Below are 23,929 nucleotides of genomic sequence, written 5' to 3' on the forward strand. Positions count from 1 at the left end.
CGTCCGTGACGAATCTTCGACCCCACCAACGCGAAGCAGCCGACGCAGTCGTCCGCGCCCTGGAACTGACCGCCGTCCAGACCATCCCCGAACGCGGGATGCGGACCCAGGTGATCATGGCGACCGGGTCCGGGAAGACTCGGGTGGCGGCCAGCAGCGCGGAAGAGCTCCACGCGGGCCGTGTGCTGGTGCTTGTGCCGTCTCTGGACCTCCTGACACAGACCGAGGTCGCGTGGCGCGCGGGGGGCCGCCAGGGCCCGATGATCGGGGTGTCCTCACTCCGGGGCGAGGATGTCTGTTTCCCCAACACCACGGATGTGGACGAGCTGGTGGAGTGGACACGGGGCCTGGACAAGGTCACCGTGTACGCCACCTACGCGAGCCTCGGGCTCGGCACGCTGGAGCGGGCGCACGCGAGGGGCTTGGCGGCTTGGGACCTCATCGTCGTGGACGAGGCCCACCGCGTTTCTGGCCGGATCGGGAAGCCCTGGGCGGTCATCCACGACAACACCCGCATCCCGGCCCTGCGCCGGCTGTACATGACGGCGACGCCCCGCATGTGGCAGCTCGGAGACGAGGACGAGGCCGGCTCGCCGGGCGAGCTGGTCGCGAGCATGGACGACGACCCGGACGGCCCGTTCGGCAGCAGGTGCTTCACCCTGTCGCTCTCGGAAGCCATCGGCAGGGGCATCTGTGCCCCCTACCAGGTCGTATGCGTGGACGTCACCGACACCCAGCTCCAGGCCGCTCAGCTCCTGGGCGCGGAGAGCAGCTCGGCCGAAGTCCGCGGGGCGCGGCTCGCGGCGCTGCAGACCGCGCTGGTGAAGGCGTCGGCGGAGGAGGGCTTCCGCAGGACGCTGGTCTTCCACCACGTGGTGAAGGAAGCCGAAGCGTTCGCGGCCGGCCTTCCCGACGTCGCCGAACAGCTGCATGCCAGCGACCGCGAGCTGTACCCAGCCACGATCTGGGCGGACTGGCTGTGCGGTGAGCACAAGCCGCTCCACCGCCGCCGGGTCCTCGCCGAGTTCGCCGAGGGGATCGCCACGGACGGCACCGTCGTGGAGAAGGGCTACCTCGGCTCCGTGAAGGTGCTGGGCGAGGGAGTCGACACCAAGAACTGCGACTCCGTCTACTGGGCGGATGTCCGCGGCTCCATGCCCGACCTCGTCCAGGCCGTGGGGCGCGCCCTGCGGATGCAGCCCGGCGAGGGCAAGGTGGCCTCACTGGTGGTGCCGATCCTGCTCGGCCCCGGCGAGACAGCAGACAACATGCTCACCTCCCGGGCGTACGGCGGGCTCGCCAAGCTCCTCGAAGCCCTCCGGGCCCACGACGCGCGGATCGTGGAGACCCTCGCGGAGCAGCAGGCTCCGAGCCGCTACAAGCCCGTCAGCGACGAGGGCCGTGGTAAGAGCGGCAACGGGACTGGTAACGGCTCCGAAAGTGTCAGCGGGCCCGCGAAGGCGCTGTTGAAGTTCTCCACGCCCCGCGACCCGGCCGCGCTCGCCGCATTCATCAACCTGCGCGTCCTCAACCCGGAGCACGAGCACTGGCGGCGCGGGGTGGAAGCCGCCGTCATCTACGCCCGCGCCCACGGCGACCTGCGCGTCCCGTTCACGTTCCGCGTCCCGGCCGCCGAGGAGGCGGAGAAGGCCGGGTGGCCGGCCTCACTGGCGAACTTCCCGCTGGGGCAGTGGACCGCCGACGCCCGGAGCTTCTATGCCCGCGGCGACATGGACGAGGAGCGCGTCGCTCAGCTGGAGAAGCTCGGCATGGTCTGGTCGCACTTCGACGTCGCGTGGGAGAAAGGGCTGGCCGCCGCGCGCGGGTGGGCCGCCGAGCACGGGCACCTCCTGGCGCGGGTCGACGCCGCCTACCAGGGCGCGCAGGTGGGGATCTGGCTGAAGAACGCGCGGGTCGCCGCGCGGAAGGGGCGGGAGATCGAGCAGCGGCGGGCCGAGGGCCTGCCCGTGGAGTCGTCGGCCGGCGCGATGACCCGGAAGCGGCGGGAGCAGCTCGAGGACATCGACCCCTCCTGGTGCCCGGTATGGCCGGTGACGTGGCAGCGCTGCTTCCACCTCGTCCGCCAACACCTGGACGCCGGCCAGGCACTTCCCACCGTGGTGGGCGAAACGGTGCGCCAGGGCGAGGATCTGGGCCGGTGGGTCACCTCGGTCCGGCACGGCTGGGACCAGCTCACCCCAGTCCAGCAGTGGATGTGCGAACAGATCCTCGGCATCCAGCCCGCGACCGAGGCCGATAAGCCGAAGGCGCGCACCAGCCAGGCCGACAAGTGGGCCATGCACTACGCCGCCGCCCAGCAGTTCTACGCCCGCGAGGGCCACCTCACGGTGCCCCGTAAGCACGTCGAAACCATCACCACCGGCGGCGACGGCCAGGCACAGCAGGACGTGGCGCTGAAGCTCGGGATGTGGATCGACAACCAGCGCCGGCGCGGCGCCGCGCTGGCACCCGAACGCGTCGAGCAGCTGTCCAAGGTCGGCATGCGGTGGGCGCAGCCGTAGGGGGCCTGCGGTGGGGCCGGACAGGGTTGATCCTGTCCGGCCCCACCGCACGTCGTCACGCGCCAGCTTCCTCTGGCGGTGCGTCTGCAGGCTGCTCGACACCAGGTTCGGCAGGAGGCATCGGAACGAGTCGGTCTGTGTCGGACAGCTCCAGCGGCCTGTGAATGCCCTCAATCGGAGGGGAGTCGTTGTCGGTGACGATGATCTGCAGCCGGTCGACGTGTTCGGTGGCGGTGCGCAGGAGGCTCGCGTACATCTTGCGCAGGCGTTCGAGGTCGATGCCTTCGTGGCCGACGTTGCTGCTGATGCCGTCGATGATCAGGAGATTGGGCAGGGGGATGTCGGGGTCGTTTAGTGCCGTGCGCTGGTGTGCGAGGACGTGGGCGACATTGACCAGTACCTCGACGCCTTGCGATTGCAGGTCACCGAAGGGCCGGCCGTCCACGACGGGCATGTACGTCTTCTTGTTGATGTAGGAGCCTGGCTCATTGTCGAAGCGGGGTGCGTCGAAGCTGCGGAGGGCGGCTTCGAAAGCGTCGTCGAGTTTCCGCAAGCGGTCGCTGACGGCCTGGTTGCTGTGGCGGGTGGCGTCGATTTTGCTGTTGAGGTCTTCCTGTTCGCGTTCCAGTTCCGCTACGCGCTCGGCCTGTCCCGCGAGCCGGTCGTGGAGGGCCAGGCCGTCGTCCAGGCGGGCGAGGTGTTCCTCGAGTCGAGCCTGCTGGGCGGCAATGCTTCGGATTCGGTCGGCTTGGTCGGTGATGTATGTGGACGTCGCGCGGTCCAGTTGGGCGCCAAGGTCCGTCCGGCTTTGGTTCTGGGCCGCCAGGGCCGTCTGGAGCTGAGCGAGGCGGTGAGTGCTCCGGGCAATGAGCTCTTCGGTCTCGGTCACCTGCTCGATGACTCGGTCTTGTTCCGCTGCGAGGGAGGACGGCGCCGGAAGGTTGGGCGGGGTCTGCAGGCAGAGGCGGCAGGTGTGCTCGTCTCCTCTGTCCGGTACGCCGGCTCCGCAGCGGGGGCAGGTGTGGAATTCGAAGTCGTTGAGGAGTCGCTCTGCGACGAGGGCGCGGGTGAGTCGGCGGCTCTGGGCGATGAGCTGTCCGTGCAGTTCACGAAGGTTGGTGACGGAGACGGCTTCGGCCTCGGTCGCGCCGGCGATCCGGGCAATCTCGGCTTCCGCCTCGGCAATCAGCTCGCGGAGCGTGACGGTCGTCGGCCGGGTGATGTTCATTTTGCCGCTGAGGTCGACGTCGGCTCGGCGAGCGTGCGTGAGCTCCTGCTCGGTCTGCTGCCGCTCTACCTCCAGTTGGGCACGGGAGGCGAAGGCCGTGGTCAGGAGGATCCGTTCCAGGGTGTTCGCATCCGCGGTGAGGGCTGCCAGCTCGGTGGTGACCTGACGCAGGCGGTCTCGTAGTCCTGCTGCCTCGGGGTCGTAGAGGCTGTAGAGGATCTCGAAGACGTACTTGCGCTTGATGTTCTTGGAGTAGTTGTCCGGGGTTCCGAAGACGGAGGAGTCGATCTCCTTCTGCCGGAGGACGCAGTACATGAGGTAGTCGCTGATCGTGACGGGAACTAGGGGGCTCGTGTCGTCGTTCGGAGCCCGCGGAACGCGGAGGCGGGGGAGCTTTAGTACGTCGCGCCACCAGTCACGGAACGTCTCGTCGTACCCGGCTTGGAGCTGGCTGGCGGGCAGCCTCCAGACTTCCCGGCGGCCTTCGATTTCGGCGATCTCCACCATGGCGTTCGGGGTGGTGACCAGGGGGCGGACGATGCGGAAACGGCGCTCTCCGACGAGCACGGTGCCGGCGATCGTCCGTCCACGAAGTTCGGGGACGACGCTCACGTCGGCGCCCAGCAGGGCCCGGAGGCAGCTGACGGTGGCAGTCTTGCCACCGCTCATGGAACCAATGATCGCGTTCATCCCGGGCTCGAAGCGGATCGTGCGGCTGGTGCCGACCAGGGTGATCTCTTCGATACGCAGTCTCATAGGTGGGTCCCCCAGTCCGCCTCGACAATGTCGGGGAACGTCTCGTAGATCAGGTTCTTCAAGGTGATGCCGCTCAGGTTGAAGTGCCGGCGCAGCAGCACTGCCCGATCGCGCACCGGGCTCCAGCTCTCGCTCTCCGCGAGAGCACGTGCCACCTCATGCCCGACTTGGGTAGTGCAGTAGGTCGCAACGGCGTCCTCGTGCTTGGGCTCGATGAGCCCCTTGCCTGTGAGGGCTCCAAGCAGCGCGTAGTAGGCGGGGTCCCACGGCCCATACCTGTAGCGGATCATGCTCTGCTCGATCGTTCCGGTCAGCCAGGGGTTCTCGCCAGCATCGACGTTGGGCCGTCGAACAGCCATGAGCGTGTTAAAGCGGTCCGGGTAGCGCAGCAGGAAGTCGAGCTTGGCCAGCTTCATGCGCCCCTCGATGCCCTTGCTTGCCTTGGTTTCCGAGAAGACGTCGATGAGAAGCAGAAGGCGTGCTTGGGCATCGGCCGAGGGCGGCCTTGTGGGCGGCACGGCGGCGGTGGGCGCGGTCGGGATAGGAGCCATCTCGATCAGCTCCCCCAGTCGAATTTGCACTCGTCCGAGATCCCGCATGCCCTGCCCATCAGGAGTACACCGTCCTGGGCGTAGAGGGGGTGGCGGTCGTACGTGCCGGGGCTAGCATCGAGCATGCGCTGCAGCTCGTCGAAGATGGCGTCCGCGGGCTGAGGCTGTCCTTTGTGGGCCCGTCCGGTGCGGCGAGCGAGCAAGAGCAGACGTTGGTCAAGGTCCGTCTCGATGGCCTGGTCGCCTTGCCAGGCTCCCATGGCCAGCTCCCGGAAGCGGTGGCGCTCCGCTTGAGCACGGAGCATCTGCGCGTCTTCGATGACCTCCTTGGAGGCCGCGCCTGCCCGGAGCTTGCGAACGAGAGCGGTCTCCGGGCCATGCAGTTGCTGAGAAAGGTCTTCCAGCAGAACGTGGTGGGGATGGGTCAGGCGCTGGCGTATATCGGCGATCGCCGCCGCGGTGAGGCGTTTGTTCAGCACGGCCGGCGGCGGATTGTCGAGGACCAGGAGCTCTGTCCACCGGGCTACGGGAAGACCTTGGGTGGCATCGCGGGTACGTCGGAGCAACTCGTAGTAGAGGGCGTCGATTGTCGCCATGGTGAGCCCGGGGCCGAGATCAGCCAGGACTCGCGTGTTGCGCAGCTCGATGTCACCGCGGCGTGGCAGCGGTCTGATGCGCACCAGGGGAAGGAAGTCGGTGAGTCCGTCCTCCTTGACTTTCAGGTGCGTCGCGACCCGTTTGCGGCACGCCGCGTTGTCTCCGCCTTGGCCCTTCGACAGGGCCATGACTGCATCGTCGGCTGGGTCGAGATGGCCCTCAAGACCGGCGGTCAGCTGATAGGTAAGGCCGGTGCCCGCCACGCTTCCGTGCGTGCGCCACAGGCTCTTCAGGGGCTTACTGGCGAGTACGTCCGTGAGCGTCCAGGGCCCGACGGCATCCCTCGTTTTGATCTGCTGGAAGTCCCAGAACACATCGTCCGCGCACCGTGGATCGCCCCGGCGGGCGACGGTCACGTCCTCGATGTGCTCACAGGTCACGTGGACGACCGTTCCGCCCGCGAGCATCTCCAGGACTCCTTGCACGGAGACGTGTACCTGGTATTCGAACCGCCGTACCGTGCCCGACCCTGTGTCATCCGGTGCTTCAGTATCGATTGGATCGGTCATCGGCCCCCATCTCGTTACTCCCCGACCACGCAGCGTAGGAGGTCTGTGATCTCCCGTCGACAGCCGGGGAGATCCCGGCCGCGGCACTCGCAGAAGAGCAAGGACCCGACCCCAAACCGCTGTCCTCTATCGACGCTTCACACCGTCTGCTCGCGGGACCAGGTGCGGCCAGCGCGGGCTTGCCCGGGGTCACCTAAGGCTTGCCCACGCTGCCAGCGGAAGGCTTACCCAGTCATCAGGAGGCTTGCCCAGGGTCGCCTGGAGCTTGCCCGGGACGGAACCGGCGCCCGCCAGGCGGGAAGCGGTCCCTGACTGGAAGCGAATGTCATCGCTCTCCGGCCCTTGCCCCACACAGCAGCAACTCACCAATTCAGCCGCCACTCACCAGCCCTGACGCGCCGGTGACTCACCAGTTCATTCACCACCCGCGGTGACACGCACGCTGGTGACTCACCGACCGCAAGGCCGCATCGACGGATGACCCAAGTTCGGTCTGCCCCGTTGACCCGAGCTGGTCCGCTCAAGCTGTGCAAGAGAGAACGGTCCGTGGTCCCGTCTCGTCGATTCCCAGGACGGCCAAGAGGGGTTCACCCCAACGGGCCCAGCGGTGCAGCCGGGCTTGGTCCACAAGGTGGATCTCGTGATCGTGGGCGAAGTCGGTAGCTGGCTTGGTGAACGTCGCGTTAGTCACGGCTACGACGATGTCTGCTCGGTGCTCCGGACGGGCGGTGCCGTTGAGGGTCTGAATCTCAGGTGACCCCACCTTCTTCAACCCGGCTTGGCGGTGTTTGCACTGAAAGACGATGCGCCTGGAGTCGGGTGCCACCGCGATGACGTCTGCGCCAAGGTCGCGTGCTCCCCCGCCTTCTCTCAGGATGCGGCAGCCATCGCGCCTGGCCAGTGCGGCCACTGCCCGCTCGAAGGCGGCTGGCGTCATGCCGTGTATCTCCTCGACGGAGATGCTGTCTTCGGTGTGGAGGAACCGGTCCAGATCTGCCTCGAGCAAGGCCAGCTGGTGCAGGTCGTTCCTGTGCCGTGCCAAAGCGTCATTCATGTTTTGTGCTGCTCGAGCGAGCTGAGCTTTGACCGTCCCTATCTTGTTGACGGGGGAGCCCGCGGTATCGGCGTGGATCCAGTACCGAGGCGCCAGGTCACCGGTTGTCTGCACTCGCAGCTGACGCCAGTTGTCCCCGGTCTGCTTCTTCGCACGGTTGACCGTGGTGCTCTCCTCATTGAGGGCTTGGCGGAGGGCTGCGTGGACCAGCTGGTAGTCGCGACTGAAGGGGCTGTTCGACGGTGAAACGAGGGCGTCCACTGCCTCAAGTTCGCGCTGGAGTTGGACAGCCAGGTCGCACGCCTCACCAAACCAGTCCAGGACCACCTGCCCTTCTGTCCAGTGAAGATGGGCCGCAAGTAGCTCGTCGTCGGTGGCCTCGGCGATTCGACGCCGGAGGGCTTCCTGCAGCTGGGGGCTGGCGTACTGGGGCATCGCTGCGGTCGTTGTCCAGTTGATGTGCATCAGGCGACCTTCAGAGCGCGCAGGGGCACGTTCCATTCGATCCACTGCTGGAGCTCGAAGCGGTGCACTCGCTTGACCGAGCAGGTCATGCCCGGGATGTAGCGAAGGCCTGCCCGTGAGATGTACCGAAGATTGCTGACCATGAGAACGCCGTCGAAATCGCCGTCTGCGGCCAGGCGCTGTGCCGTTGCGAGGTCGCGGACGTCGATCTTCCCTTCAGGGCCCGGATTGTGAGTGTGCGCGCAGTAGACCAGCCCCCACTTCGCATCGTCACGGAAGACTTCGATGACCCGTGGTGCGCGTTGCAGTGCCTGGAAGCCGGAGCGCTCCATTGCCGCACGCACGATGGCGTCAAACTGGTCCTGCTGCATTTCGTCCATCTGTTGGAGTGTTGGACCGGTAGCGTCGAGCCGCGTTCTCTCCAGGTCAGCTAGCTCCTGGAGTTCCGTCCTGTCCCCGTTGAGCAGCTCTCTGAAGCGTTCCCTGGCGGCCAGCAGGTCATCGTTCAGCGCGGCGAGGGCTACGCGGACGTCGGCCAGCGTGTCCCGCCTGACCTTTAGATCTAGGCCCAGGCAGTCTTGGAACTCCCCGGTGAGTTCGGCGCAGTGCTCGACTGCCTCGGCTGCGCTCTGGCTCTCCTCTCGAAGGCCGGTGAGCAGCTCACCGGCTGCGGCATGACAGTCGATAGCTACTTGATCGCTTCGCTTCCATTCCAGCCGTCCCTCCCTGCGCTCGGCCTCACGGACCTCTCTCTTCAGGTCTTCGTGGAGCTCACGCCAGGCTGCTGCGACCTCGTCGGCTATGCGAACTTCGCTTGCCCACAGGAACGCGCGCAGCATGTCGTCGCGGTCGGCACGTCCTATCCGTCTGCCGATCGTGCGGCGCAGTAGGGGACTTTCGTAGCGGTTCGGTGTTACAGCCGCATTCCGGTCAATCATCACCGGGTGAGGCTACACATCACCGCTGACGGCTCGGCGGGCACCTCAAGCCACAGGGCCGACTGGCCTGCCGCTCTTGAGGCAACAACAAACTTGGACGAACCGCCACTTCCCAAGCCCGCTACGCGTTTCGTCACTGGTAAGTTGCCTTCATGACCGCAGGGAACAGCGACTCCGAGAACGAAAAACTAAACGTCAACCTCACTGCAGAGCTGCGCATGCGTCTGCGGAGCGTCTCCGCCGGACGTGGCCTGAACATCTCCGAAGCCACCGGGCAGGCGCTCGACCTCTGGCGTCAAACGCCGGATGCGCCGGCTATAGAGGTCAAGGACGCCAAGTCGTGGGGTACATGGCTCCCCACCGGAGGCGTTGCACAGTTCTACGCAGAGTGTGAGCGGCGTGAGCTGACGAAGGTACAGGGCATCGCGCAGGCCCTGTCGCTGTGGATCAGCAGCGACCAGCCAGCACTCCCCCCGCGGCCCCGCGTGCTTAGGCGCCTTCTTGTCGCCCTCCAGAAGGGCGGCGTCGGCAAGACTTTCCTGGCCGGGGGCCTGGCACAGGCACTCGCCGAGCTGGGTCTGCGAGTACTCCTGGTGGACTACGACCCGCAGGGCCACCTCACTCGGCGACTGGGCGAGAAGCTCATCGCCATGGACAGCGGCGGCAGTCTGCTCGAGCACATGCTGGGGAAGGCAACCAAGCACATCCGGCGCTCCATCGTGGCCCTTCCCCAGGCTCGCTTCGGAGAACGCCTGCACCTGCTCCCCGCGTGCAACGACGCCTTCCTATTCGACGCCGTGATGAGCACGATGCGCGCCGGCCGCGAGGAGTCGCTGGCTCGTGCGCTGGAGCCGGTCGAGAAGGACTACGACATCGTCATCCTCGATGGCCCTCCGAGCCTGGGCCTCGCCATGGACATCGGCATGCACTACGTCCAGCGCCGCGAAGGTGAGCTCGCAGATCGTTCCGGCGTGCTGATGCCGGTGTGGGCGGACCTTCCGAGCTTCGAGGCGTACGACCTCTTCAACGCGCAGCGTCAGCAGTTGGAGAAACTCGCGCGCATCCAGGTGGACGAGGTCGGTTTTGTGGTCAACGCCTACGACGGTCGCCGTGGTGCCTCCGTTCAGATAAGGCGTGAGGAGTGGGAGGAGCGGTCGACCCCTGGCGTCCTGGCTGTGTTCCCTGACCTCAAGGAGCAGCGAGACGCCCAGGACCGCCAGACGCCGCTGCTTGAATGGGAGCCTGACTGCTCCTTGTCGAACGGTCTGCGGACCTTGGCGAAGGAGCTGGCGGCGTGAGCAAGAAGGACTCTGTCCCCCGCTACGCAGGCGCCGTTGAGACTGCCGGTCCGTCACGCAACGAGATCTTGGCGCACTACGGCATTTCCGGTGCTGTCGACGAGGACCCCCGCGAGAAGGAGATGCGGGAGTGGGAGGAGCAGCAGCAACAGCGGCTGTCCGGGCAGACGATCCCGTCCGAACTGGCACTGGAGCTCGTCAGCGCCAACCCCGAGAACCCGCGTGAGGTCCTCGGCGACCTCGAAGGCTTGGTCGGCAGCCTGAGGGAAGTCGGCCAGGTGACAGCGATCACTGTGGCCAGCGTCGACGCCTACCTCAAGGGTCGCCCCACACGAGAGGGTGAGCTGGAGCCGGGCGCCCAGTACGTCGTCGTGGACGGGCACCGCCGACTGGCTGCGGCGCGTGAGGCTGGATTCTCCAAGCTCAAGGTCACCGTCAACGACGCCTTCGCGGCCACGGACGAGTCGCTCCTTGAAGCTGCCTTCGTCGCGAACGCTCAGCGTGAGGACCTCACCGAGCTGGAGGAAGCCCACGCTCTCCAGCGGCTGGTCCAGCACTACGGCTCGCAGCACAAGGTCGCTAAGCGCTTGGGCCTCACGCAGCCGTACGTGTCACAGCGGATTTCGCTGATCGCGCTGGCGCCCGACCTTCAAGCCGACCTTGTAGAAGGCCGGCGCACGGTCGAGCAAGTACGCGGGTTGGCGAAGCTCAGCCACAGCGAGCAGCGCACGGCGGCAGACGCACGGCGCGCGGAGGTGCCCGCAGCTCGCAAGGAACGCCGCAGCCGGCCCACAGCAAGTGCGGCTCCGACACCCTCTGATGGCGGCCAGATCAGCGCCTCCACTGATAACGGCGTTATCAAGGATCCGGCTGTCGAGCAGGAAGCCGGCGCCATCTTGGTGGACATGCGTCGGATTCAGAGAGTCCCGTGGCACGACGGTAACGGCGTTGCCGACCTCGTCCTGGAGAAGATGGGTGTGGAACAACAGGAGATCTTGTTCCAGCGGCTCTATGACGCCCTGTCCGGGAGCCCGGCGAAGGACACCGAAGGCAACGACGACTGATAACGCCGTTATCAGTCCGCGCTGACCACTCCCGTGGCCAGCGCGCGCCAGGCCGAGCTAATGAGCTCCACTGCCTGCACTGATAACGGCGTTATCACTGCAGGTCTCGCGAGGCAACGCGTGGGCCCGACGCTAGGGGCCTGGACTGAACGCACAGAAGGGCCCGTACTCCACGCGCGTGCGTGGAGTACGGGCCCTTAGCTCTTGCTCAGCCTTTCGGATCAGATGGCTGCTGGCTGCTCTGCGGGCTGCGCTCGCCGATCCGTACGGCGACGTCGCCGCGTCCGGTCCAGGGGGCCGGTCTCTGCCGCGCGGCAAGCATCGCGGTGAACTCCGCGACGGCTTTCTGGTCACCGGGGTGCATCGGCCCGCTGCCGTGTCCGCATCTGCGGAAGCGGGCCGTCACGTGCGCGCCGTCCGGCGGCGCAGCAGCGTCGGGATCCAGTAGCGGAGCGATGCGCGCTTTTCGTCCTCCTCGATGGCGGCGGCGAGCAGTTCCTCGAGCTCGGTCATGTGCTCTTCGGCGACCCATTGGGGCTGATAGTCGTCGCCCTGGCAGACCGGGCACAGGTGCTCGTGGCCGTCGAACTCGTGCCACGGCGCGCAGCCGACGTCGTGGCAGTCCGGCCGGGTGGGGTCCTCACCGATGCCGGAGCAGTACGGGCAGCGGGTGAAGCGGTAGTCGACGGGGGCGCCGTAGTGGAGGTCTGAGTGGAGCTGGGCGAGGCTGCGGACTCCGAGCTCGCGCAGCAGGGCGTCGGCGGCGAGGACCTGGCGGTCGATGCCGGTGTCGTGGTGGTCGGCGAGCATCTGGACGGCGGTGCACCAGGCGAGGTTGGAGCGGTCGACCGGGACGGCGTAGCTGCTGGCCCACGGGTCGGTCGGGTCGGCGGCGGCGGGCGGCGGGGCTGGCGCGGTGAGCGGGATGCCGAGGGTTGTGAGCTGGGTGGTGATGTCGGCGGTGCGGCGGGTGAACTGGTCGAAGACGGTGGTGGGCATCGGCCTTCGGTTTCGACGGGGCCGCCGGGACCGTGGTGGTCCCGGCGGCCGAGGCGGTTGGGGTCAGTGGGGGGCCGGGGTGAGCGCGGCCCGGTGGTGGTCGCGGTGCGCGCTCTGCGTCGGCTCGGCGAGGACCCGCAGGTTGCGCGGATCGCCGACCGGGCCGCAGGAGCTGCACACCACGGAGTAGCTGCGGCGCCCGGTGCAGCCGGAGGCGGCGTCGCGGGGCTTGCCGGTGGAGGTGACCGCGTGGGTGCATTCGGTTCCGTCCGGGTGGAGCGCTGCGATTTTGACGGTGATGCGGGCCATGGGCATGGGCTCCTGTTCGGGTTCCGGGAAGGGCAGCTGGTGGAGCGCGGCCGTACGGGCGGGGCTCCGGGTGGGGCGCGGCGGGGTGGGCGGCTCGGTGCGGGTGAGCGTGGTCTCGGGGAGGAGTCCGAGCTGTCCGGCGGCGGCCGCGCGGGCGGCGAGGGTGATCGAGCGGGTGGCCCGGTGGTGGCCATGGTCGATCCGTAGGTGACAGAGCTGGCAGGCGGCGAGCAGGTTCGTCTCTCGTACGTCTTCGGGGGTGTGGTTGAGGTGGGCGGTGGTGAGGCCGACCACGGACCCGGTGTCGGGGTGGATCTCCTCGTGGATGGCGGGGCAGCGGCCGCCGGGGTGCATCAGGCCGCAGTGGCCCGTGCACTCGCAGCGGCCGCCCGCCCTCACGAACCGGATCCGTGCGCTGATCTCGTTCCAGTCGCGCGGGTAGCGGTGCAGGTTCTCGGGACGGATGGGCACGGCCGGGTCACTCACCGCCGGCGGCCTGGCGCTGCTCGAACGCCTCGATCAGTTCGTCCAGCGCGCTCGGGTCACCGGCGGTGCCGACCCAGACCCCCGCTTCGGTCCACACCGGGATCTCACCGGAGTCCTCGGCGTCGAACCAGCAGACGTACGGGCCATACCTCTCAATGACGGCCGTGGCGACGGCGGCCAGGTCGGACAGCTCCGGCGCGGTCTCCAGCACGGCGAGCGTGTTGACGGCCAGCCACATCGGCTCGTCCGGCGTGCGGGGCAGCCGGAGGTAGCCGGTGACGCGGAGCTTGTCGCCCGGGACCAGGTCGTGGATGACCGCGTGTGCCAGCTCGGAGTCGGCGACGCTGCAGGGCAGGATCATCTCGTCCGTGCGCTCGTCCGTGGGGGAGACGGTGAGGCGGAACCGGGCCGTGCTGCCGTGCACGTCGCCGGGCACAGTCTCCTCGTCCAGGAAGCCGTCCAGGGCTATCGCGTCGTCGGCCACGGTCAGCCGGCCTTCCGGACCGGCGCCTGGCGCGCGGCGTCGTACGCCTCCAGGACCCGCTTGGGCACCATGCCCTGATCGGCGACCTGGTGGCCGTGCTCGCGCGCCCACGTCCTGATGGTGGCGAGCTCCTCCCGGGTGCGGCCGCTGCCCAGGCCCGCCCGGATCGGGGTGGGCGCGGCGGCGGCCGTGGTGGTGGTGCGGGTGCCGGCCTTCACGGTGCGCAGCTCCTCCTGCGCCTTCTCCAGTTCGGCCTTGGCCTTGGCGACCTTCGCTTCGGCCTCGCGCTGCGCGGCCTCGCTGTCGCGGCGCTCGGACAGCTCGGCGAGGTCGGCGGTGATGCGGGCGGCGCGGCTGCGGACTCCGGCGGCCGGGTGCGCGCCCGCCCAGTCGAGCAGCTTCTGGACCGTGTTGGTGACGGGCAGCGCGATGACCGGGACGTCGATGACCGGGGAGGCGGCGGCCGGGCGGGGCAGTCCGAGGACCCGGTCGGCGATGAGGTCGCTGAGCTCGGTCTCGCTCAGGCCGGTGGCCTCGCGGATGGTCTGCTCGGTGTCGCCGTTGTTGTGCATGGAGATCGCCATGGCCTCGTGTGCGGACAGGGCCGGGGCGGCGGGGGTGTTCGTCATGGTGGGTGCGTCTCCGGGTTCCGGGATGAGGGGGAGCAGGGCGGTGAGGGTGTAGGTGTCGGTGGGCAGCCCGAGGGCGTCCAGGAGCAACGCCATGTCGTCCTTGTCGCGGGAGCTGCGAGCGGTGATGCGGGCTGCGGCGGCGAGCTGCTGCGCCGGGTTCGGGTTCAGGGGGATCGATTCGGCTTCGAGGGCCTCGGTCCAGTCGGTGAACATCACGCGGCCTTGCCGCTGGCGACCAGCGCCAGCACGCGCAGGTTGGACGCAGCCTGCGCCGGGGTGATGGGTTCCTTCCAGCGGTTGTACGGTGCGGGCCGGGTGGGGATGCCCTCCAGTTCCAGGCGGGCGAGGGCCAGTTCGCGGGCGCTCGGTGGCACGACGCGCGCCGCGCGTGCCCGCTCCCGCCGGAGCCGGTCCTGTTCGGCCACCACGCCGACCCAGTCCTCACCGAGCCGCGCCACGAGCTCCTTGCGCAGCTGCGTGCGGTCGCGGGCGGTGGTCGCCGCCCACACTCCGGTCTTGGTCAGGCCGGGGTTGGCCAGCGCCCACTTCAGGCAGCCCTTGACGATCGGGCAGCCGGAGCAGGCGTGCTTGACCTTGACGAGCGCCTTCTCCCGGGCGCGGGGGTCTTCGTCGGTGGAGATGTCCTCGATCGAGAACAGGTCCGGGCGCGTACGGCAGCGCAGGACCTGGTCATCGGTCTCGGGGAAGGGGATGCGGTCGTCGGCCGCGATGAACGTCGGCGACTGCGGGACGCCGGTGCGGTTGCCGCTCATGAGGTGCCCTCCGGAGCGAGGTGGGGGAGCTGGAGGAGGACCTGGTCCACGAGGTCCTGCGGTGGGCGCCACGGTCCGAGCTGTCCGTGCAGCCACGGGATCGGCAGCGCGAGTTCGTGGACGTCGGAGAGGACCAGGTGGAAGGCGTCGGGCTGCGCCCACCGCGAGCACGGCGGGGTGCCGCCGGCGTCCTGGTGGCAGTCGGTGAGGCGGGCGACGCCGATGACGGCCCGGGTGTGCAGGGCGCGGCCGCGGATCGCGGTGGCGACCAGCGAGTCGCGCATCGGCGTCCGCTCGGTGGCCTGTCCGGCGTGCAGCAGCACCAGCCGCGCCAGGACCAGGCGGCCGGGCGGTTCTCCACGTCCTTCCGGGCCAGGATGCAGGTCGTCCAGGGCTGGCGGATCGTGATGCCCCGGATCCAGGTGCCCGGGTCGGCGGTGGTGGTCTGGCTCATGCCGCCCGCCCCAGGGTGCTGGTGCCCGGCCGTCCGGCGCGGCGGCCGTTGATGGAGGGCACCGTGGCGTGCTGCGGTCCGGCGAGGACGGCGCGGCCGGTGTGCTTGCCCGCGTACATCGCGGCGTCGGCGGCCCGCTGGAGCAGACCCAGGTCCGTCGTGCCGAGGACGTCGGGGGAGGCGGCGCCGACGGAGGCGGCGACGTCGACCAAGGCGCCGTCCTCGACCTGGACGGGCTGCGCGAGCATCTGCGTGAGTTGGGCGAGGCGGAGCTCGCGGCGGGCGGGTCCGATCCGGACCGCGACCGCGAACTCGTCCCCTCCGAGCCTGCCGACTGCCTCGCGGCTGCCCGCCCAGGCGGTGAGCCGGGTCGCGGTGGCGGCCAGAACGCGGTCGCCGGCGGCGTGCCCGCCGGGCCCGTCGTTGATCTGCTTGAAGTGGTCCAGGTCCACCAGGACGACCAAGGCGGCGGCGCCGTACCGGTCGGTGATCTGCCGGGCCTTGGCCGTGTAGCCGTCGCGCCCGAGCAGCCCGGTGAGCGGGTCGCGGCGGGCGGCGGCAAGCTTGCGGTGCAGGCTGACCGCGTGCACGGTCCAGCCGGTCAGCGGCACGGCGAACGTGGTGAGGAAGAGAGCGCGTTGCCCGATCGGGGCCTGTACGCGCACGGTGGAGGCCATACTGGTTCCTCCCTCTCGTCTAGTACGGGATGGGTGGCCCGGGGCAGGCGACGGTTTCGACGCCTAGTGCGCCTGCTCCGGGGCGTAGCTACAGCTCGTAGAGCTTCTTGCGGGTCCAGCTGTTCGGGTTGGACCAGGGGCCGGCCTTCGCCGCCGCCCAGTCCAGCTCCCAGCCGTCGCGGACCCCGCGCGCTCCCCAGCCGCCGTCCTGCTGCCCGGGGACCTCGAGCCCGGCCTGCCGCGCGGCGAACGCCGCGTCGTAGACCTGGTGGGCGCGGATCAGGGCCTCGTCGACCGAGGACGCCTTGCCGGTGAAGACGTGCACACCGTGCTGCGCCCGGCTGGTGTCGTGTATCGGGACGTCAACCTCGTAGAACTCCAGGTGCTGCATGACGCCCTCTCCTTCCTGTCGCTGGTCGTGGCGGAACACCGCGACCGCCCCGGCTGGTGAGGCCGGGGCGGCACGGAGGAACGCCGCGCTCGCGCGGGAAGGGATCAGCGGTTCGCGGCCGCCACGATCTCGGCGTGGTCGAACGCGAGGTCGGGAAGCGCGGCCAGGGGCCACCAGCGGGCGGCGGTGGCGTCGTCCCCGGCCGTCGGCTCGACCAGCGCGGGCAGGGTGGCCGTGTAGGCGACGCTGACGTACCGGCCGCGCGGGTCACGGCCAGGAGCATCGAAGGCGCCCACCTGCCGGAGGTCGACGGCCGGGACGGTGATGCCGGTCTCCTCCTCCAGCTCGCGCGCGGAGGCGTCCAGGCTGGTCTCTCCTGTGTCCACGTGGCCGCCGGGCAGGGCCCACCGGCTCTTGAACGGGTCCCAGCCCCGCTCGATCAGCAGGACGTGGCCGGCGGCGAGCAGGACAACGTCGGCGGTGTAGCGGATCGTCTCGTCGGTGGTGTCGGTGATCACTAGATGTCTCCTGGTCTCGAAGAGGATGAAGGAAGCCGCCCCGGCCGGTGGGCCGGGGCGCCGCGGAGAACGTCGACGGGGTGGTCAGGCCGGGACAGGGGCCGGGGTGTCGAGTCCGGCACCGAGCAGCAGGCCGCGGATCGACTGCTCGTACTCGCCGGTGCGGATCCGGTCGAACATGAGCTGACCGGCAACCAGGCAGCGGGCCCGCAGCTGGATCAGGGCGACGGCGTGAGGATCAGCGCCGGCGTCGGTTGCGGCCTGTGCGGCGGTGTCACCGGCGAGCTGATTGGCCGTCTGCAGGCCCGCTTCGCGCCGGGAGTACCGCGCCCGCCAGAACGCCCAGGAGGTCAGCGCCCGGGTGTCGTCCACCCGCTCCTCCCACGCCTTGTACGTGCGGCGCGTGCCCTCGGGGGTCGGCGGCCCACTCTTCGGCCCACTGCCGGGCGAGGTCGGGCAGCTGCGCGAGGACCGCCAGGACCTGCATGCCGCGGTGCCCGAACGCACGCCACGCCTCGACCTCCCTGACGACGCGGATCTGGTGGGACATGAGCCAGTACGGGGCGAAGTCGTTGCCCCAGTTGCCGGTCTCACCGAGCGGCTCGACCTCCCACAGCCGCACCGGCCAGCGCTCCTCCAGGCGCTCCAGGATCTCGCCGGGCCGGGTGTACATGTGGAAGTACGAGAACGGCTTGTCGGTGTACCACTTCTTGCCGGGGCTGGGGTGGTCGACGGTCTCGCCGATGTGGTCGGCGAGGTTGACGGTCGGGATGGTCTCGCCCAGGCCGCTGTAGTACGCGGCGAGGTGGGGGGTGGTGGGCGGGACGGTGCCGTCGGGGCGGGTCGCGATGTAGTGGACGAGGGGCCGGACGCTGCGTGCCATGGAGTTCCTTCAGGTCGGGACCGTGCAGGTGGGTGGGGTCAGCGGCGGGTGCCACGGCGCAGGGCGCCGGACGTGGCCAGGAGCTCGGAGATCAGGTGCACCACGGCGAAGCCCTCGCGGTGGAGCTGGTCGGCGTCGGGCAGCAGCTGGTGGTGCTCGCGCACGACGTGCAGCGGGACTACCCGGTCGCGTCCGGCGTTCTGTGCCTCCACCGTTGGCAGCGGGACGTCGAACAGGACGGCGACGGCGGGCCTCTGCCAGTAGCGGGCGCGGGCGAGCAGGCCAGCCCTGACGTGGGCGAACGTGTTAGTGGAGTCCACCAGGACGTTCAATCCCCGGGAGAGCCGGGCGTCCAGGAGCAGGCCCTGGATCTCGGCGGCGACCGGGGTCGCGGACTGGTCAGCCTCGGAGTCGGTGGCCAGGCGTCGGTAGACATCCAGGCACACGCGCCAGCTGTCCGGGTAGCGGGCGGCGAAGGTCGACTTGCCGCTGCCGGGCGGGCCGACCAGGGCGCAGAGGGCGCCGGCGGGGAGGTTCAGCAGGTCCTCCATCAGATCCGTCCGACAGTGTGGGTGGGGGCCGGGCCGCGCAGCTCGTCCACGCGCGTGGCGCTCTGCTCGGTCTGCTCGGCAAGGGCGCGGATCCGGCTGGCCGCGTCCGCGACGGGCTCGCCGCAGATGAGGCCGGCGGCGAAGCGGGCCGTGAGCCGGGCCAGCTCCTGGGCGTGCTTGGCGAGTTGTTCCAGCTCCCGGCCGACCGGGTCGGGGTGCGGGGCGACCGGCTCGGGCAGCGGCTGGTCGATCAGCCGCCGCAAGACCACGGCGAGGGCATCGGCGGCGTCGTCCAGGTCGCCGTCGGCGAGCCAGGCGTCGATGCCGTCGTGGCCTGCCAGGTCGGGCGTGTACTTCGCGTGTCCCCGCCGGTCGGGGGCGGCGAGGGACGCGGTGGTGAAGATGATCCGGCTGTTCTTCCGGTCCGGGTAGACGGTGAGGGCGCGGTCGGCGGCCGTGCGGGTGAAGTTCACCGGCCAGTTGGGGACGCTGGGCGGACTCCACTCGCTTCCGACGATCTCAGCGACGACCGCGATGAAGCGGTCGGGGGCGTGCGCGGCGGGAGGGGGCATGGGCGGCTCCTGACGGTGACTGCGGGCTGACGTGCCCCCGCACCGTCCCGGCCGGAGAGGCCGGGGCAGCACGGCGGCACGTCAGATCACAGGCGCCGGGCGAGCTCCGCAGTGATGCGCTCGGCTTCGTCCACGTCGGCGAGGATCTGCGCCTGGAGCTTGTTGGCCTGCCGCTTGCTGAGCGGCGTCACGTTCATTTCGTGCCGGACCCAGGCGACACGGCGCTCGCGGGCGCCGGAGCGGATCAGCTGGTCGACCTCGACGAAGCCGCGCAGCAGGCTCAGCTTGAGCTGCTTGGGGTCACGCATCTTCGGGGCGCTGAGCAGCAGCCACATGGCGCCCTTGGGGGCGATCACGGTGGCGACGCGGAAGGTGTGGGGCTTGCCGATGATGCTCTGCTGGACGCCGGTGGACTTCCACACGTTCTCCGGGACGCCGGCGGCCTCGCCCTGCGCCTGGCCGGCGAGCCCGAGCAGCAGGCGCGGCTTGGTCAGGATGATCGTGACCGCACCCAGCGGGCGGCGGCCGAAGTGGTCGTGGACCGCGTTGCGCACGGTCGGCGCGTAGGAGACGACGCGCTGTTCGGCGGTGCGGGAGACGAAGGCGCCGTAGCGCAGCACGCTGAGCTGGGAGGGCCTGCTCTTGGTCGCGGGCATGGTCGATGCGGTCCTCTCGGTAGCGGGGAGTTGGGGTGGGCTGATTGGCCACCGCACCGCCCCGGCCGGGGAGGGCCGGGGCGGAACGGGTAGCCCGTCAGGCTCCGAGGGCCTTGAGATGGTTGTCGAGCTCGGTGATCGCGACCTTGTGCTCGTCGTCTCCGTCCTCGGTGGCGACGGTCGCCGGGATGGCGGGGAGGCCGGCGGCGCGGGCGGCGAGGTGGTGGCGGATCTGCTCCATGCCGGTGATGGCCCCCGGCTGCTCGCCGTCGCCGGTCAGCAGCGTGAAGTGGTGCTTGCGGCCGTACTTGCCCACGTCAGCGCGGTGGTGGAGCACCACTCCGGGGGCGAGGTAGAAGGACGCCTCGCCGTCCTCGTAACCACGCCACCGGTCCTCGCTGCGCAGGAAGTTGTCACCGTCGTCGATGCGGAAGGCGGCGCTGGCGGCGCGGTTCGCGGCGTCCTCCTCGGTCGCGGTGACGACCTGGGCGAGGGCCTTGTCCAGCGTGGCGGCCGGGGCCGGGGCCGTCCGGCGGGTTGAGGGCAGCGAGCTGCGGGTGCGCATCAGGCGGCGCAGCGGGGCGAGGACGAGTTCGGCAAGGCCGTCGATGGCGACGGCGCCGACGACGGCGACCGCCCCGGCGAGCAGGACGCGGGTTCCCTCGGTCCAGGTGGTGGGGGAGAGCTGGTAGCCGAGGTAGGCACCGGCGGCGCCGCCGATCAGGGCGGTGGCCATGCTGGCTCCCTCGATCGCCGAGTTGGCGACGCTGGTGGCCGTCTGGCGCAGGGTTGCGGTCATGATGATGGGGCTCCTTCTTCTGTCAGTGCGCTCTGGGAGGGGGAGGGGTACTGCTCCTCCGGGGCGGCCGGGTTGGATGCCTGCGGCCGCCCCGGGCGCTCAGCTGGCCGCATGGAGCGCGGCGGTGGTGCGGACGGTGTCCGCGAGGAGCACGGCGAGCTCGTGGCCGTGGTCGACGGCGTCCTCCAGGCGCTCGATGAGCTCGGGGGCCAGGTCCCTGTTGCGGGCACCGGTCAGGACGCCCTCGAGGTAGAGGACGTCGGCGAGGACGCGGCCGCGGACGTCCAGGACGCCGGGCTGCACGTGCAGGACGTCGGCGTTCTTCGCGGTGGCTTGGGCCGCGTGGTCGGCGGCGGCGGTGTACGCGGTCTCGGTCTGCTCGTTCAGCAGCGCGTCGACCTGGAGGGTGTCGCCGTAGGCGCGGCGCCATCCGAAGCGGGTGGCGGCGGCGTCCAGGAGAGTGCGGCGGGCGAGGGACACGGGGACCTCCGGGGGAGGGCCGGTCGTCCGGTCTCGGCTGACCGGGCGGACACCGCGCGGTCCCGGCCGCCGACGCGCGGCGGGCGGGACCGCACGGAGAGCGGCCGGTCAGCTCTCGGGGAGCTTCTGCAGGTAGAACTCCGTGCCCCACTGGGTGACCGAGACCTTCAGGACCGCGGGTTCGTCGTCGGCCAGACGCTCCAGTTCGCCCACGATCCACTCGTTGGTCCGCTGGAGGCTCAGGCGGTGGGTGTCGAGGTGGTACAGGCACAAACGCGGGCCCTCGTCCCGGCAGCGCAGGCCGCGGACGAGGGTGCGCAGCAGGTCTCGGGCGGACTCGTCGTCGCGGCGGGCGGGGATCTCGCGGGGCAGCGCCCGGCAGCCGGCCGCGTGGGCGTTGGCGAGTTCGGCCGCCTGCTCCAGGGTGAGCGGGCTGATGTGGCGCTTCCGGTACGCGGTCGCCTGGTAGTGGCAGCCGAGGCAGGACACCACGTGGTACCCGGCGCTGCGGAAGACGAGCACGACCGCGTTGCCGAGGTTGTAGTACCGCTCGACGACGGTGACGCCCTCGGGCTGCCAGGTCTCGCCGATCTCGGGCCACGGCTCGGGGGCCGGCGCTTCGACGGGCTCGGGGTGGCGGGCGAACAGGGTGAAGGCCATGGCTACTGCTCCTTCTGGTCGGACTGGGCGTGGATGCGGGCGGCGGTGCGGCGGGCGGCGATGATGACGAACGGACTGGCGAGCGCGGCCGCGATGCTGGAGAGGAAGACGAGCGTCGCGGCGACCTGCTGGAAGCTGTTCACGCCAGCGCTCCGATCGCCGCGATGGCCAGCAGGGCAAGCGCGGTGAGGATGACGTCGACCGCGCGGGCCAGGCGCTGGTACTTGCGGACCGCGAGGATGGACAGCGCCTTGATTCGGGCGGGGCGGGTGTCCTCGGTCATCGACTCCTGCAGAACGGTCTCCTCCATACGCGCCCATTGCGGGAACGTCCCGGCGGCGGCGCGGCCGGGCACGGTCAGGCAGGGGCGGACGACCAGGAGGAGTAAGACAGCCGCGGCGGCCAGGGCTAGCGCGGCTAGGCCGCCGACGGCCTGGGTGAACAGCGGCAGGTCCTTGTCGGCGACGCTGGCCAGACCGGCGAGGACCGCGCCGTCGAACGCGAGCAGCAGGCTGGCCTTGCTGTCGGTGCGGGCGATCTCGCCGGAGACGGTGGTGCAGGCGGCGTCCAGGTTCCGGTCGGTCGTGGCGGGGGCTGTGGTCACGGGCGTCTCCCGGGTTGTCCGGGCCGGGCTGTCCGGCTCCCCTTCACCACCCGGCCCGCAGGTCGCGGGGCGGGTGGATCAGGCAGCCGCCAGATCCTTCAGCGGGCGGGGTGGTTGTGGGTGTGGATGTTGATGCGCGGGCGCAGGGACAGGCCGCGCAGCGCGAAGAAGGAGCCGATCGTCCAGGCGAGAACGGCCAGGGCCGCGGCGACGGGACGGCCGGCGGTAGGGGAAGCGTCCCACACCATCAGGACCGAGCAGACGCCGTGTGCCACCCAGGTCAGCCGGGCGCCGACGGCGCCGGTGAGCCAGGACAGGACCAGGGAGGCGGCACCGACGCCCTGCCAGATGACGAATGCGCTGGTCGCCGTCAGCGGCAGGCTGACCGTGTGTGCGGTCAGGTAGGCGTGCACCGGGTCGGTGACGGTGGCGAGCCACTGGGTGGCCCACGCCCAGTCCTGGCGGTGCGCCCAGTCGATCCCCTTCGGCAGCCCCCACTTGAGGGCGAGGATCACGGCGATGAGGCCGAGGACCCCTATCGCCGCGATGGCGGCGGGCGGGACGTCGTCGCTCGACTTGATCGGCTGCGGCCGGGGCGGGGCGGGCCGCCGGGGCGGCGGGATGCGCTGGCTGTCGGGGATGGTGTCCAGCGGCGGGACGGTGGGGTCGGGCTCGTGGGGCTGGTCGGGCTCACTCACCGGTGGTTCTCCTTCGCGGTGGTCGACGGCGTCGCGGACGGGGTGACGCTGAGGGCGACCTGGTGGCGGTGGGCCTTCCGCCAGGTGGGCGGGGCGGGCGTGGTGAGGGCGCCGATCACGGTGGGCGGCTTCTTCGCCATCAAGAGGTGGGCTCCCAGGACACGAGGGGACAGGTCGGGTGCGCGGGGCCGGCTGCCCGGCTCCCCTTCACCACCCGGGCCGCGATGCGCGGTACGGGTGGATCAGGCAGCCGTCAGGGGTGAACGGTCATGCTGCGGCGGCCAGGTGGCCGACGGTGTGGTGCATGTAGCTGCCGGGCGCGGCCGGGGTGCCGTCGTGGCACTCCACGCACGAGCCGAGGGTGCGCAAAGGGAGGCAGTGGTAGTACCGGCGCGAGCATTTCGGGCAGGTCTGCCGGGCGGCCATCGCCTTGTCGAGGGCGACTTCCTTGGCGAAGGTCATCGGCCGGATTGGCTTGGCCTTGGCGATCTCGTACAGCCAGGCCCTGCGCTTGCCGCCCCGGCATTCGATGACCGCGACCGGGTCCTGGCCGCCGGGCCGTAAGCGCTTCTCCCGCAACTGCCGCCTGGTCGCGAGCCCTTTCGGGGCCTGCCTCCAGCGGTGCATGGGGAGGGCGCCGGTGGGGTCGGCGTAGACGTCGACGTCCCGGACGGCCGGCGGGGACGCCGGTTCAGCGGCGGCCACGGCCTCGGTTGTGTCCGCGGCCGGTGTGGACCTGCACCTTGGCGCGGCCCCGGGCGGTCACGTTGATCGAGCCGCCCTTCCCGCTGCCGGGGCCGGTGACGAGCATCTTGAGCACGACGAAGCCGCCCAGGCCGAGGCCGGCCAGGATGGCGAGTGCCTTGGCGAGCTCCAGCAGAGCGGCGGCCAGGAAGTACACGCCGACCCCGGCGATTCCGAGGATGACCGCGACCAGCGCCGCCTTCACCAGGAGCGGGGGAATGTAGGGCTGCGGAGCCGGGGCGGGCGGCGCCGTGTAGTACGCGACCGGGTGGCCGTTCGGGCCGGGCATCACCACGACGCCGTCCAGGCCGGCGGTCGGCGGGTAGACGACCGCGCCCTGGGGGATCGGGACGACGTGCTGCCCGTACGCGGGGGCCTGCGTCTGCCCGTACTGGGGCGGCAGCGGGGTCGGGTAGTAGGTGGGCTGGGGCTGCTCGCCGTAAGACGGCATGATGGGGTCTCTCCTCTGCTTGGGGAGGTCGGGCGAATGTCATTTGGCGTGAGATCGCCCGGGGAG

General features: G+C 70.1%; 29 protein-coding genes and 1 pseudogene. 3 read left to right on the forward strand and 27 right to left on the reverse strand.

The window, feature by feature from the left end; all coding sequences use genetic code 11:
• Positions 1–5 precede the first annotated feature (5 nt).
• The gene (locus ACZ4XJ_RS34250; RefSeq protein ID WP_468498470.1) at positions 6–2,522 is read left to right on the forward strand and encodes a helicase associated domain-containing protein; all 2,517 of its coding nucleotides are present in this window, start codon (positions 6–8) and stop codon (positions 2,520–2,522) included.
• Positions 2,523–2,577: 55 nt separating this feature from the next.
• On the opposite strand, the gene ACZ4XJ_RS34255 is transcribed toward ACZ4XJ_RS34250, so the two are convergent.
• The 5 genes from ACZ4XJ_RS34255 to ACZ4XJ_RS34275 form a co-directional block, all read right to left on the reverse strand.
• Positions 2,578–4,506: a hypothetical protein gene (locus ACZ4XJ_RS34255; protein ID WP_468498471.1), complete on the reverse strand. Its 1,929-nt coding sequence runs from the start codon at positions 4,504–4,506 to the stop codon at positions 2,578–2,580.
• The gene (locus tag ACZ4XJ_RS34260) at positions 4,503–5,087 is read right to left on the reverse strand and encodes a hypothetical protein (protein ID WP_468498472.1); all 585 of its coding nucleotides are present in this window, start codon (positions 5,085–5,087) and stop codon (positions 4,503–4,505) included. The genes ACZ4XJ_RS34255 and ACZ4XJ_RS34260 overlap by 4 nt, the downstream gene beginning before the upstream one ends.
• Positions 5,063–6,223 (reverse strand): dsDNA nuclease domain-containing protein, encoded by a 1,161-nt coding sequence (locus ACZ4XJ_RS34265; protein ID WP_468498473.1) that lies wholly within the window; start codon positions 6,221–6,223, stop codon positions 5,063–5,065. Before ACZ4XJ_RS34265 ends, ACZ4XJ_RS34260 begins: the two co-directional genes overlap by 25 nt.
• 520 nt (positions 6,224–6,743) lie before the next feature.
• Entirely contained in the window at positions 6,744–7,742 is a 999-nt protein-coding gene (locus ACZ4XJ_RS34270; RefSeq protein WP_468498474.1) for a restriction endonuclease, read from the reverse strand.
• Positions 7,742–8,683, reverse strand: coding sequence for a hypothetical protein (locus ACZ4XJ_RS34275; protein ID WP_468498475.1), 942 nt, complete (start codon positions 8,681–8,683; stop codon positions 7,742–7,744). The genes ACZ4XJ_RS34270 and ACZ4XJ_RS34275 overlap by 1 nt, the downstream gene beginning before the upstream one ends.
• A gap of 149 nt (positions 8,684–8,832) precedes the next feature.
• Here ACZ4XJ_RS34275 and ACZ4XJ_RS34280 point away from each other — a divergent pair, with 149 nt between their 5' ends.
• The gene (locus tag ACZ4XJ_RS34280) at positions 8,833–9,978 is read left to right on the forward strand and encodes a ParA family protein (RefSeq protein ID WP_366148961.1); all 1,146 of its coding nucleotides are present in this window, start codon (positions 8,833–8,835) and stop codon (positions 9,976–9,978) included.
• On the forward strand, positions 9,975–11,042 hold the full coding sequence (locus tag ACZ4XJ_RS34285) for a ParB/RepB/Spo0J family partition protein (RefSeq protein WP_468498476.1): 1,068 nt from the start codon (positions 9,975–9,977) through the stop codon (positions 11,040–11,042). The genes ACZ4XJ_RS34280 and ACZ4XJ_RS34285 overlap by 4 nt, the downstream gene beginning before the upstream one ends.
• A gap of 402 nt (positions 11,043–11,444) precedes the next feature.
• On the opposite strand, the gene ACZ4XJ_RS34290 is transcribed toward ACZ4XJ_RS34285, so the two are convergent.
• From ACZ4XJ_RS34290 to ACZ4XJ_RS34395, 22 genes and pseudogenes are all read right to left on the reverse strand, one after another.
• Positions 11,445–12,041, reverse strand: coding sequence for a hypothetical protein (locus tag ACZ4XJ_RS34290; protein WP_468498477.1), 597 nt, complete (start codon positions 12,039–12,041; stop codon positions 11,445–11,447).
• A 63-nt stretch (positions 12,042–12,104) separates the two neighbouring features.
• A complete protein-coding gene (locus ACZ4XJ_RS34295; RefSeq protein WP_468498478.1) occupies positions 12,105–12,821 on the reverse strand; it encodes a hypothetical protein in 717 nt (238 codons plus the stop codon).
• 7 nt (positions 12,822–12,828) lie between these two features.
• On the reverse strand, positions 12,829–13,320 hold the full coding sequence (locus tag ACZ4XJ_RS34300; protein WP_468498479.1) for a hypothetical protein: 492 nt from the start codon (positions 13,318–13,320) through the stop codon (positions 12,829–12,831).
• 2 nt (positions 13,321–13,322) lie between these two features.
• Positions 13,323–14,165 (reverse strand): Lsr2 family DNA-binding protein, encoded by an 843-nt coding sequence (locus ACZ4XJ_RS34305; protein ID WP_468498480.1) that lies wholly within the window; start codon positions 14,163–14,165, stop codon positions 13,323–13,325.
• Positions 14,165–14,725 (reverse strand): WhiB family transcriptional regulator, encoded by a 561-nt coding sequence (locus tag ACZ4XJ_RS34310; protein ID WP_468498481.1) that lies wholly within the window; start codon positions 14,723–14,725, stop codon positions 14,165–14,167. The genes ACZ4XJ_RS34305 and ACZ4XJ_RS34310 overlap by 1 nt, the downstream gene beginning before the upstream one ends.
• Positions 14,722–15,179, reverse strand: a pseudogene (locus ACZ4XJ_RS34315) (hypothetical protein). Before ACZ4XJ_RS34315 ends, ACZ4XJ_RS34310 begins: the two are co-directional and overlap by 4 nt.
• Positions 15,176–15,856, reverse strand: a complete 681-nt coding sequence (locus ACZ4XJ_RS34320) for a GGDEF domain-containing protein (protein WP_468498482.1) — start codon at positions 15,854–15,856, stop codon at positions 15,176–15,178. The pseudogene ACZ4XJ_RS34315 and the gene ACZ4XJ_RS34320 overlap by 4 nt, the downstream one beginning before the upstream one ends.
• Positions 15,857–15,944: 88 nt before the next feature.
• Positions 15,945–16,247: a hypothetical protein gene (locus ACZ4XJ_RS34325; protein ID WP_468498483.1), complete on the reverse strand. Its 303-nt coding sequence runs from the start codon at positions 16,245–16,247 to the stop codon at positions 15,945–15,947.
• Between the two features lie 104 nt (positions 16,248–16,351).
• Positions 16,352–16,765, reverse strand: a complete 414-nt coding sequence (locus ACZ4XJ_RS34330; protein ID WP_468498484.1) for an NUDIX domain-containing protein — start codon at positions 16,763–16,765, stop codon at positions 16,352–16,354.
• A 274-nt stretch (positions 16,766–17,039) separates the two neighbouring features.
• On the reverse strand, positions 17,040–17,648 hold the full coding sequence (locus tag ACZ4XJ_RS34335; RefSeq protein ID WP_468498485.1) for a hypothetical protein: 609 nt from the start codon (positions 17,646–17,648) through the stop codon (positions 17,040–17,042).
• A gap of 38 nt (positions 17,649–17,686) precedes the next feature.
• A complete protein-coding gene (locus ACZ4XJ_RS34340) occupies positions 17,687–18,199 on the reverse strand; it encodes an AAA family ATPase (protein ID WP_468498486.1) in 513 nt (170 codons plus the stop codon).
• Positions 18,199–18,771 carry a hypothetical protein gene (locus tag ACZ4XJ_RS34345; protein ID WP_468498487.1) on the reverse strand — a complete coding sequence of 191 codons (573 nt, stop codon included), beginning with the start codon at positions 18,769–18,771 and terminating at the stop codon, positions 18,199–18,201. Before ACZ4XJ_RS34345 ends, ACZ4XJ_RS34340 begins: the two co-directional genes overlap by 1 nt.
• Before the next feature lie 86 nt (positions 18,772–18,857).
• Positions 18,858–19,427: a hypothetical protein gene (locus ACZ4XJ_RS34350; RefSeq protein ID WP_468498488.1), complete on the reverse strand. Its 570-nt coding sequence runs from the start codon at positions 19,425–19,427 to the stop codon at positions 18,858–18,860.
• Positions 19,428–19,524: 97 nt separating this feature from the next.
• The gene (locus ACZ4XJ_RS34355; RefSeq protein ID WP_468498489.1) at positions 19,525–20,226 is read right to left on the reverse strand and encodes a hypothetical protein; all 702 of its coding nucleotides are present in this window, start codon (positions 20,224–20,226) and stop codon (positions 19,525–19,527) included.
• Positions 20,227–20,325: 99 nt separating this feature from the next.
• Entirely contained in the window at positions 20,326–20,706 is a 381-nt protein-coding gene (locus tag ACZ4XJ_RS34360; RefSeq protein ID WP_468498490.1) for a hypothetical protein, read from the reverse strand.
• Positions 20,707–20,814: 108 nt separating this feature from the next.
• A complete protein-coding gene (locus tag ACZ4XJ_RS34365; protein WP_468498491.1) occupies positions 20,815–21,366 on the reverse strand; it encodes a hypothetical protein in 552 nt (183 codons plus the stop codon).
• Positions 21,367–21,368: 2 nt separating this feature from the next.
• Entirely contained in the window at positions 21,369–21,509 is a 141-nt protein-coding gene (locus ACZ4XJ_RS34370) for a hypothetical protein (protein WP_468498492.1), read from the reverse strand.
• Positions 21,506–21,970: a Pycsar system effector family protein gene (locus tag ACZ4XJ_RS34375; RefSeq protein ID WP_468498493.1), complete on the reverse strand. Its 465-nt coding sequence runs from the start codon at positions 21,968–21,970 to the stop codon at positions 21,506–21,508. Before ACZ4XJ_RS34375 ends, ACZ4XJ_RS34370 begins: the two co-directional genes overlap by 4 nt.
• Before the next feature lie 98 nt (positions 21,971–22,068).
• Positions 22,069–22,668 carry a hypothetical protein gene (locus tag ACZ4XJ_RS34380; protein ID WP_468498494.1) on the reverse strand — a complete coding sequence of 200 codons (600 nt, stop codon included), beginning with the start codon at positions 22,666–22,668 and terminating at the stop codon, positions 22,069–22,071.
• Positions 22,665–22,808: a hypothetical protein gene (locus tag ACZ4XJ_RS34385; RefSeq protein ID WP_468498495.1), complete on the reverse strand. Its 144-nt coding sequence runs from the start codon at positions 22,806–22,808 to the stop codon at positions 22,665–22,667. Before ACZ4XJ_RS34385 ends, ACZ4XJ_RS34380 begins: the two co-directional genes overlap by 4 nt.
• Before the next feature lie 127 nt (positions 22,809–22,935).
• Positions 22,936–23,373, reverse strand: coding sequence for an RRQRL motif-containing zinc-binding protein (locus tag ACZ4XJ_RS34390; protein ID WP_468498496.1), 438 nt, complete (start codon positions 23,371–23,373; stop codon positions 22,936–22,938).
• Entirely contained in the window at positions 23,360–23,863 is a 504-nt protein-coding gene (locus ACZ4XJ_RS34395) for a hypothetical protein (RefSeq protein WP_468498497.1), read from the reverse strand. Before ACZ4XJ_RS34395 ends, ACZ4XJ_RS34390 begins: the two co-directional genes overlap by 14 nt.
• Positions 23,864–23,929: the final 66 nt, after the last annotated feature.

Source organism: Streptomyces sp. NPDC029836, from assembly GCF_055574495.1.

Excerpts from the sequence above, each read along its gene's own strand:
- ACZ4XJ_RS34255 (WP_468498471.1), bottom strand. The coding sequence starts at position 4,506 with ATGAGACTGCGTATCGAAGAGATCACCCTGGTCGGCACCAGCCGCACG.
- ACZ4XJ_RS34265 (WP_468498473.1), bottom strand. The coding sequence starts at position 6,223 with ATGACCGATCCAATCGATACTGAAGCACCGGATGACACAGGGTCGGGC.
- ACZ4XJ_RS34270 (WP_468498474.1), bottom strand. The coding sequence starts at position 7,742 with ATGCACATCAACTGGACAACGACCGCAGCGATGCCCCAGTACGCCAGC.
- ACZ4XJ_RS34280 (WP_366148961.1), top strand. The coding sequence starts at position 8,833 with ATGACCGCAGGGAACAGCGACTCCGAGAACGAAAAACTAAACGTCAAC.
- ACZ4XJ_RS34290 (WP_468498477.1), bottom strand. The coding sequence starts at position 12,041 with ATGCCCACCACCGTCTTCGACCAGTTCACCCGCCGCACCGCCGACATC.
- ACZ4XJ_RS34305 (WP_468498480.1), bottom strand. The coding sequence starts at position 14,165 with ATGTTCACCGACTGGACCGAGGCCCTCGAAGCCGAATCGATCCCCCTG.
- ACZ4XJ_RS34310 (WP_468498481.1), bottom strand. The coding sequence starts at position 14,725 with ATGAGCGGCAACCGCACCGGCGTCCCGCAGTCGCCGACGTTCATCGCG.
- ACZ4XJ_RS34320 (WP_468498482.1), bottom strand. The coding sequence starts at position 15,856 with ATGGCCTCCACCGTGCGCGTACAGGCCCCGATCGGGCAACGCGCTCTC.
- ACZ4XJ_RS34325 (WP_468498483.1), bottom strand. The coding sequence starts at position 16,247 with ATGCAGCACCTGGAGTTCTACGAGGTTGACGTCCCGATACACGACACC.
- ACZ4XJ_RS34335 (WP_468498485.1), bottom strand. The coding sequence starts at position 17,648 with ATGGCACGCAGCGTCCGGCCCCTCGTCCACTACATCGCGACCCGCCCC.
- ACZ4XJ_RS34340 (WP_468498486.1), bottom strand. The coding sequence starts at position 18,199 with ATGGAGGACCTGCTGAACCTCCCCGCCGGCGCCCTCTGCGCCCTGGTC.
- ACZ4XJ_RS34345 (WP_468498487.1), bottom strand. The coding sequence starts at position 18,771 with ATGCCCCCTCCCGCCGCGCACGCCCCCGACCGCTTCATCGCGGTCGTC.
- ACZ4XJ_RS34350 (WP_468498488.1), bottom strand. The coding sequence starts at position 19,427 with ATGCCCGCGACCAAGAGCAGGCCCTCCCAGCTCAGCGTGCTGCGCTAC.
- ACZ4XJ_RS34355 (WP_468498489.1), bottom strand. The coding sequence starts at position 20,226 with ATGACCGCAACCCTGCGCCAGACGGCCACCAGCGTCGCCAACTCGGCG.
- ACZ4XJ_RS34365 (WP_468498491.1), bottom strand. The coding sequence starts at position 21,366 with ATGGCCTTCACCCTGTTCGCCCGCCACCCCGAGCCCGTCGAAGCGCCG.
- ACZ4XJ_RS34385 (WP_468498495.1), bottom strand. The coding sequence starts at position 22,808 with ATGGCGAAGAAGCCGCCCACCGTGATCGGCGCCCTCACCACGCCCGCC.
- ACZ4XJ_RS34395 (WP_468498497.1), bottom strand. The coding sequence starts at position 23,863 with ATGCCGTCTTACGGCGAGCAGCCCCAGCCCACCTACTACCCGACCCCG.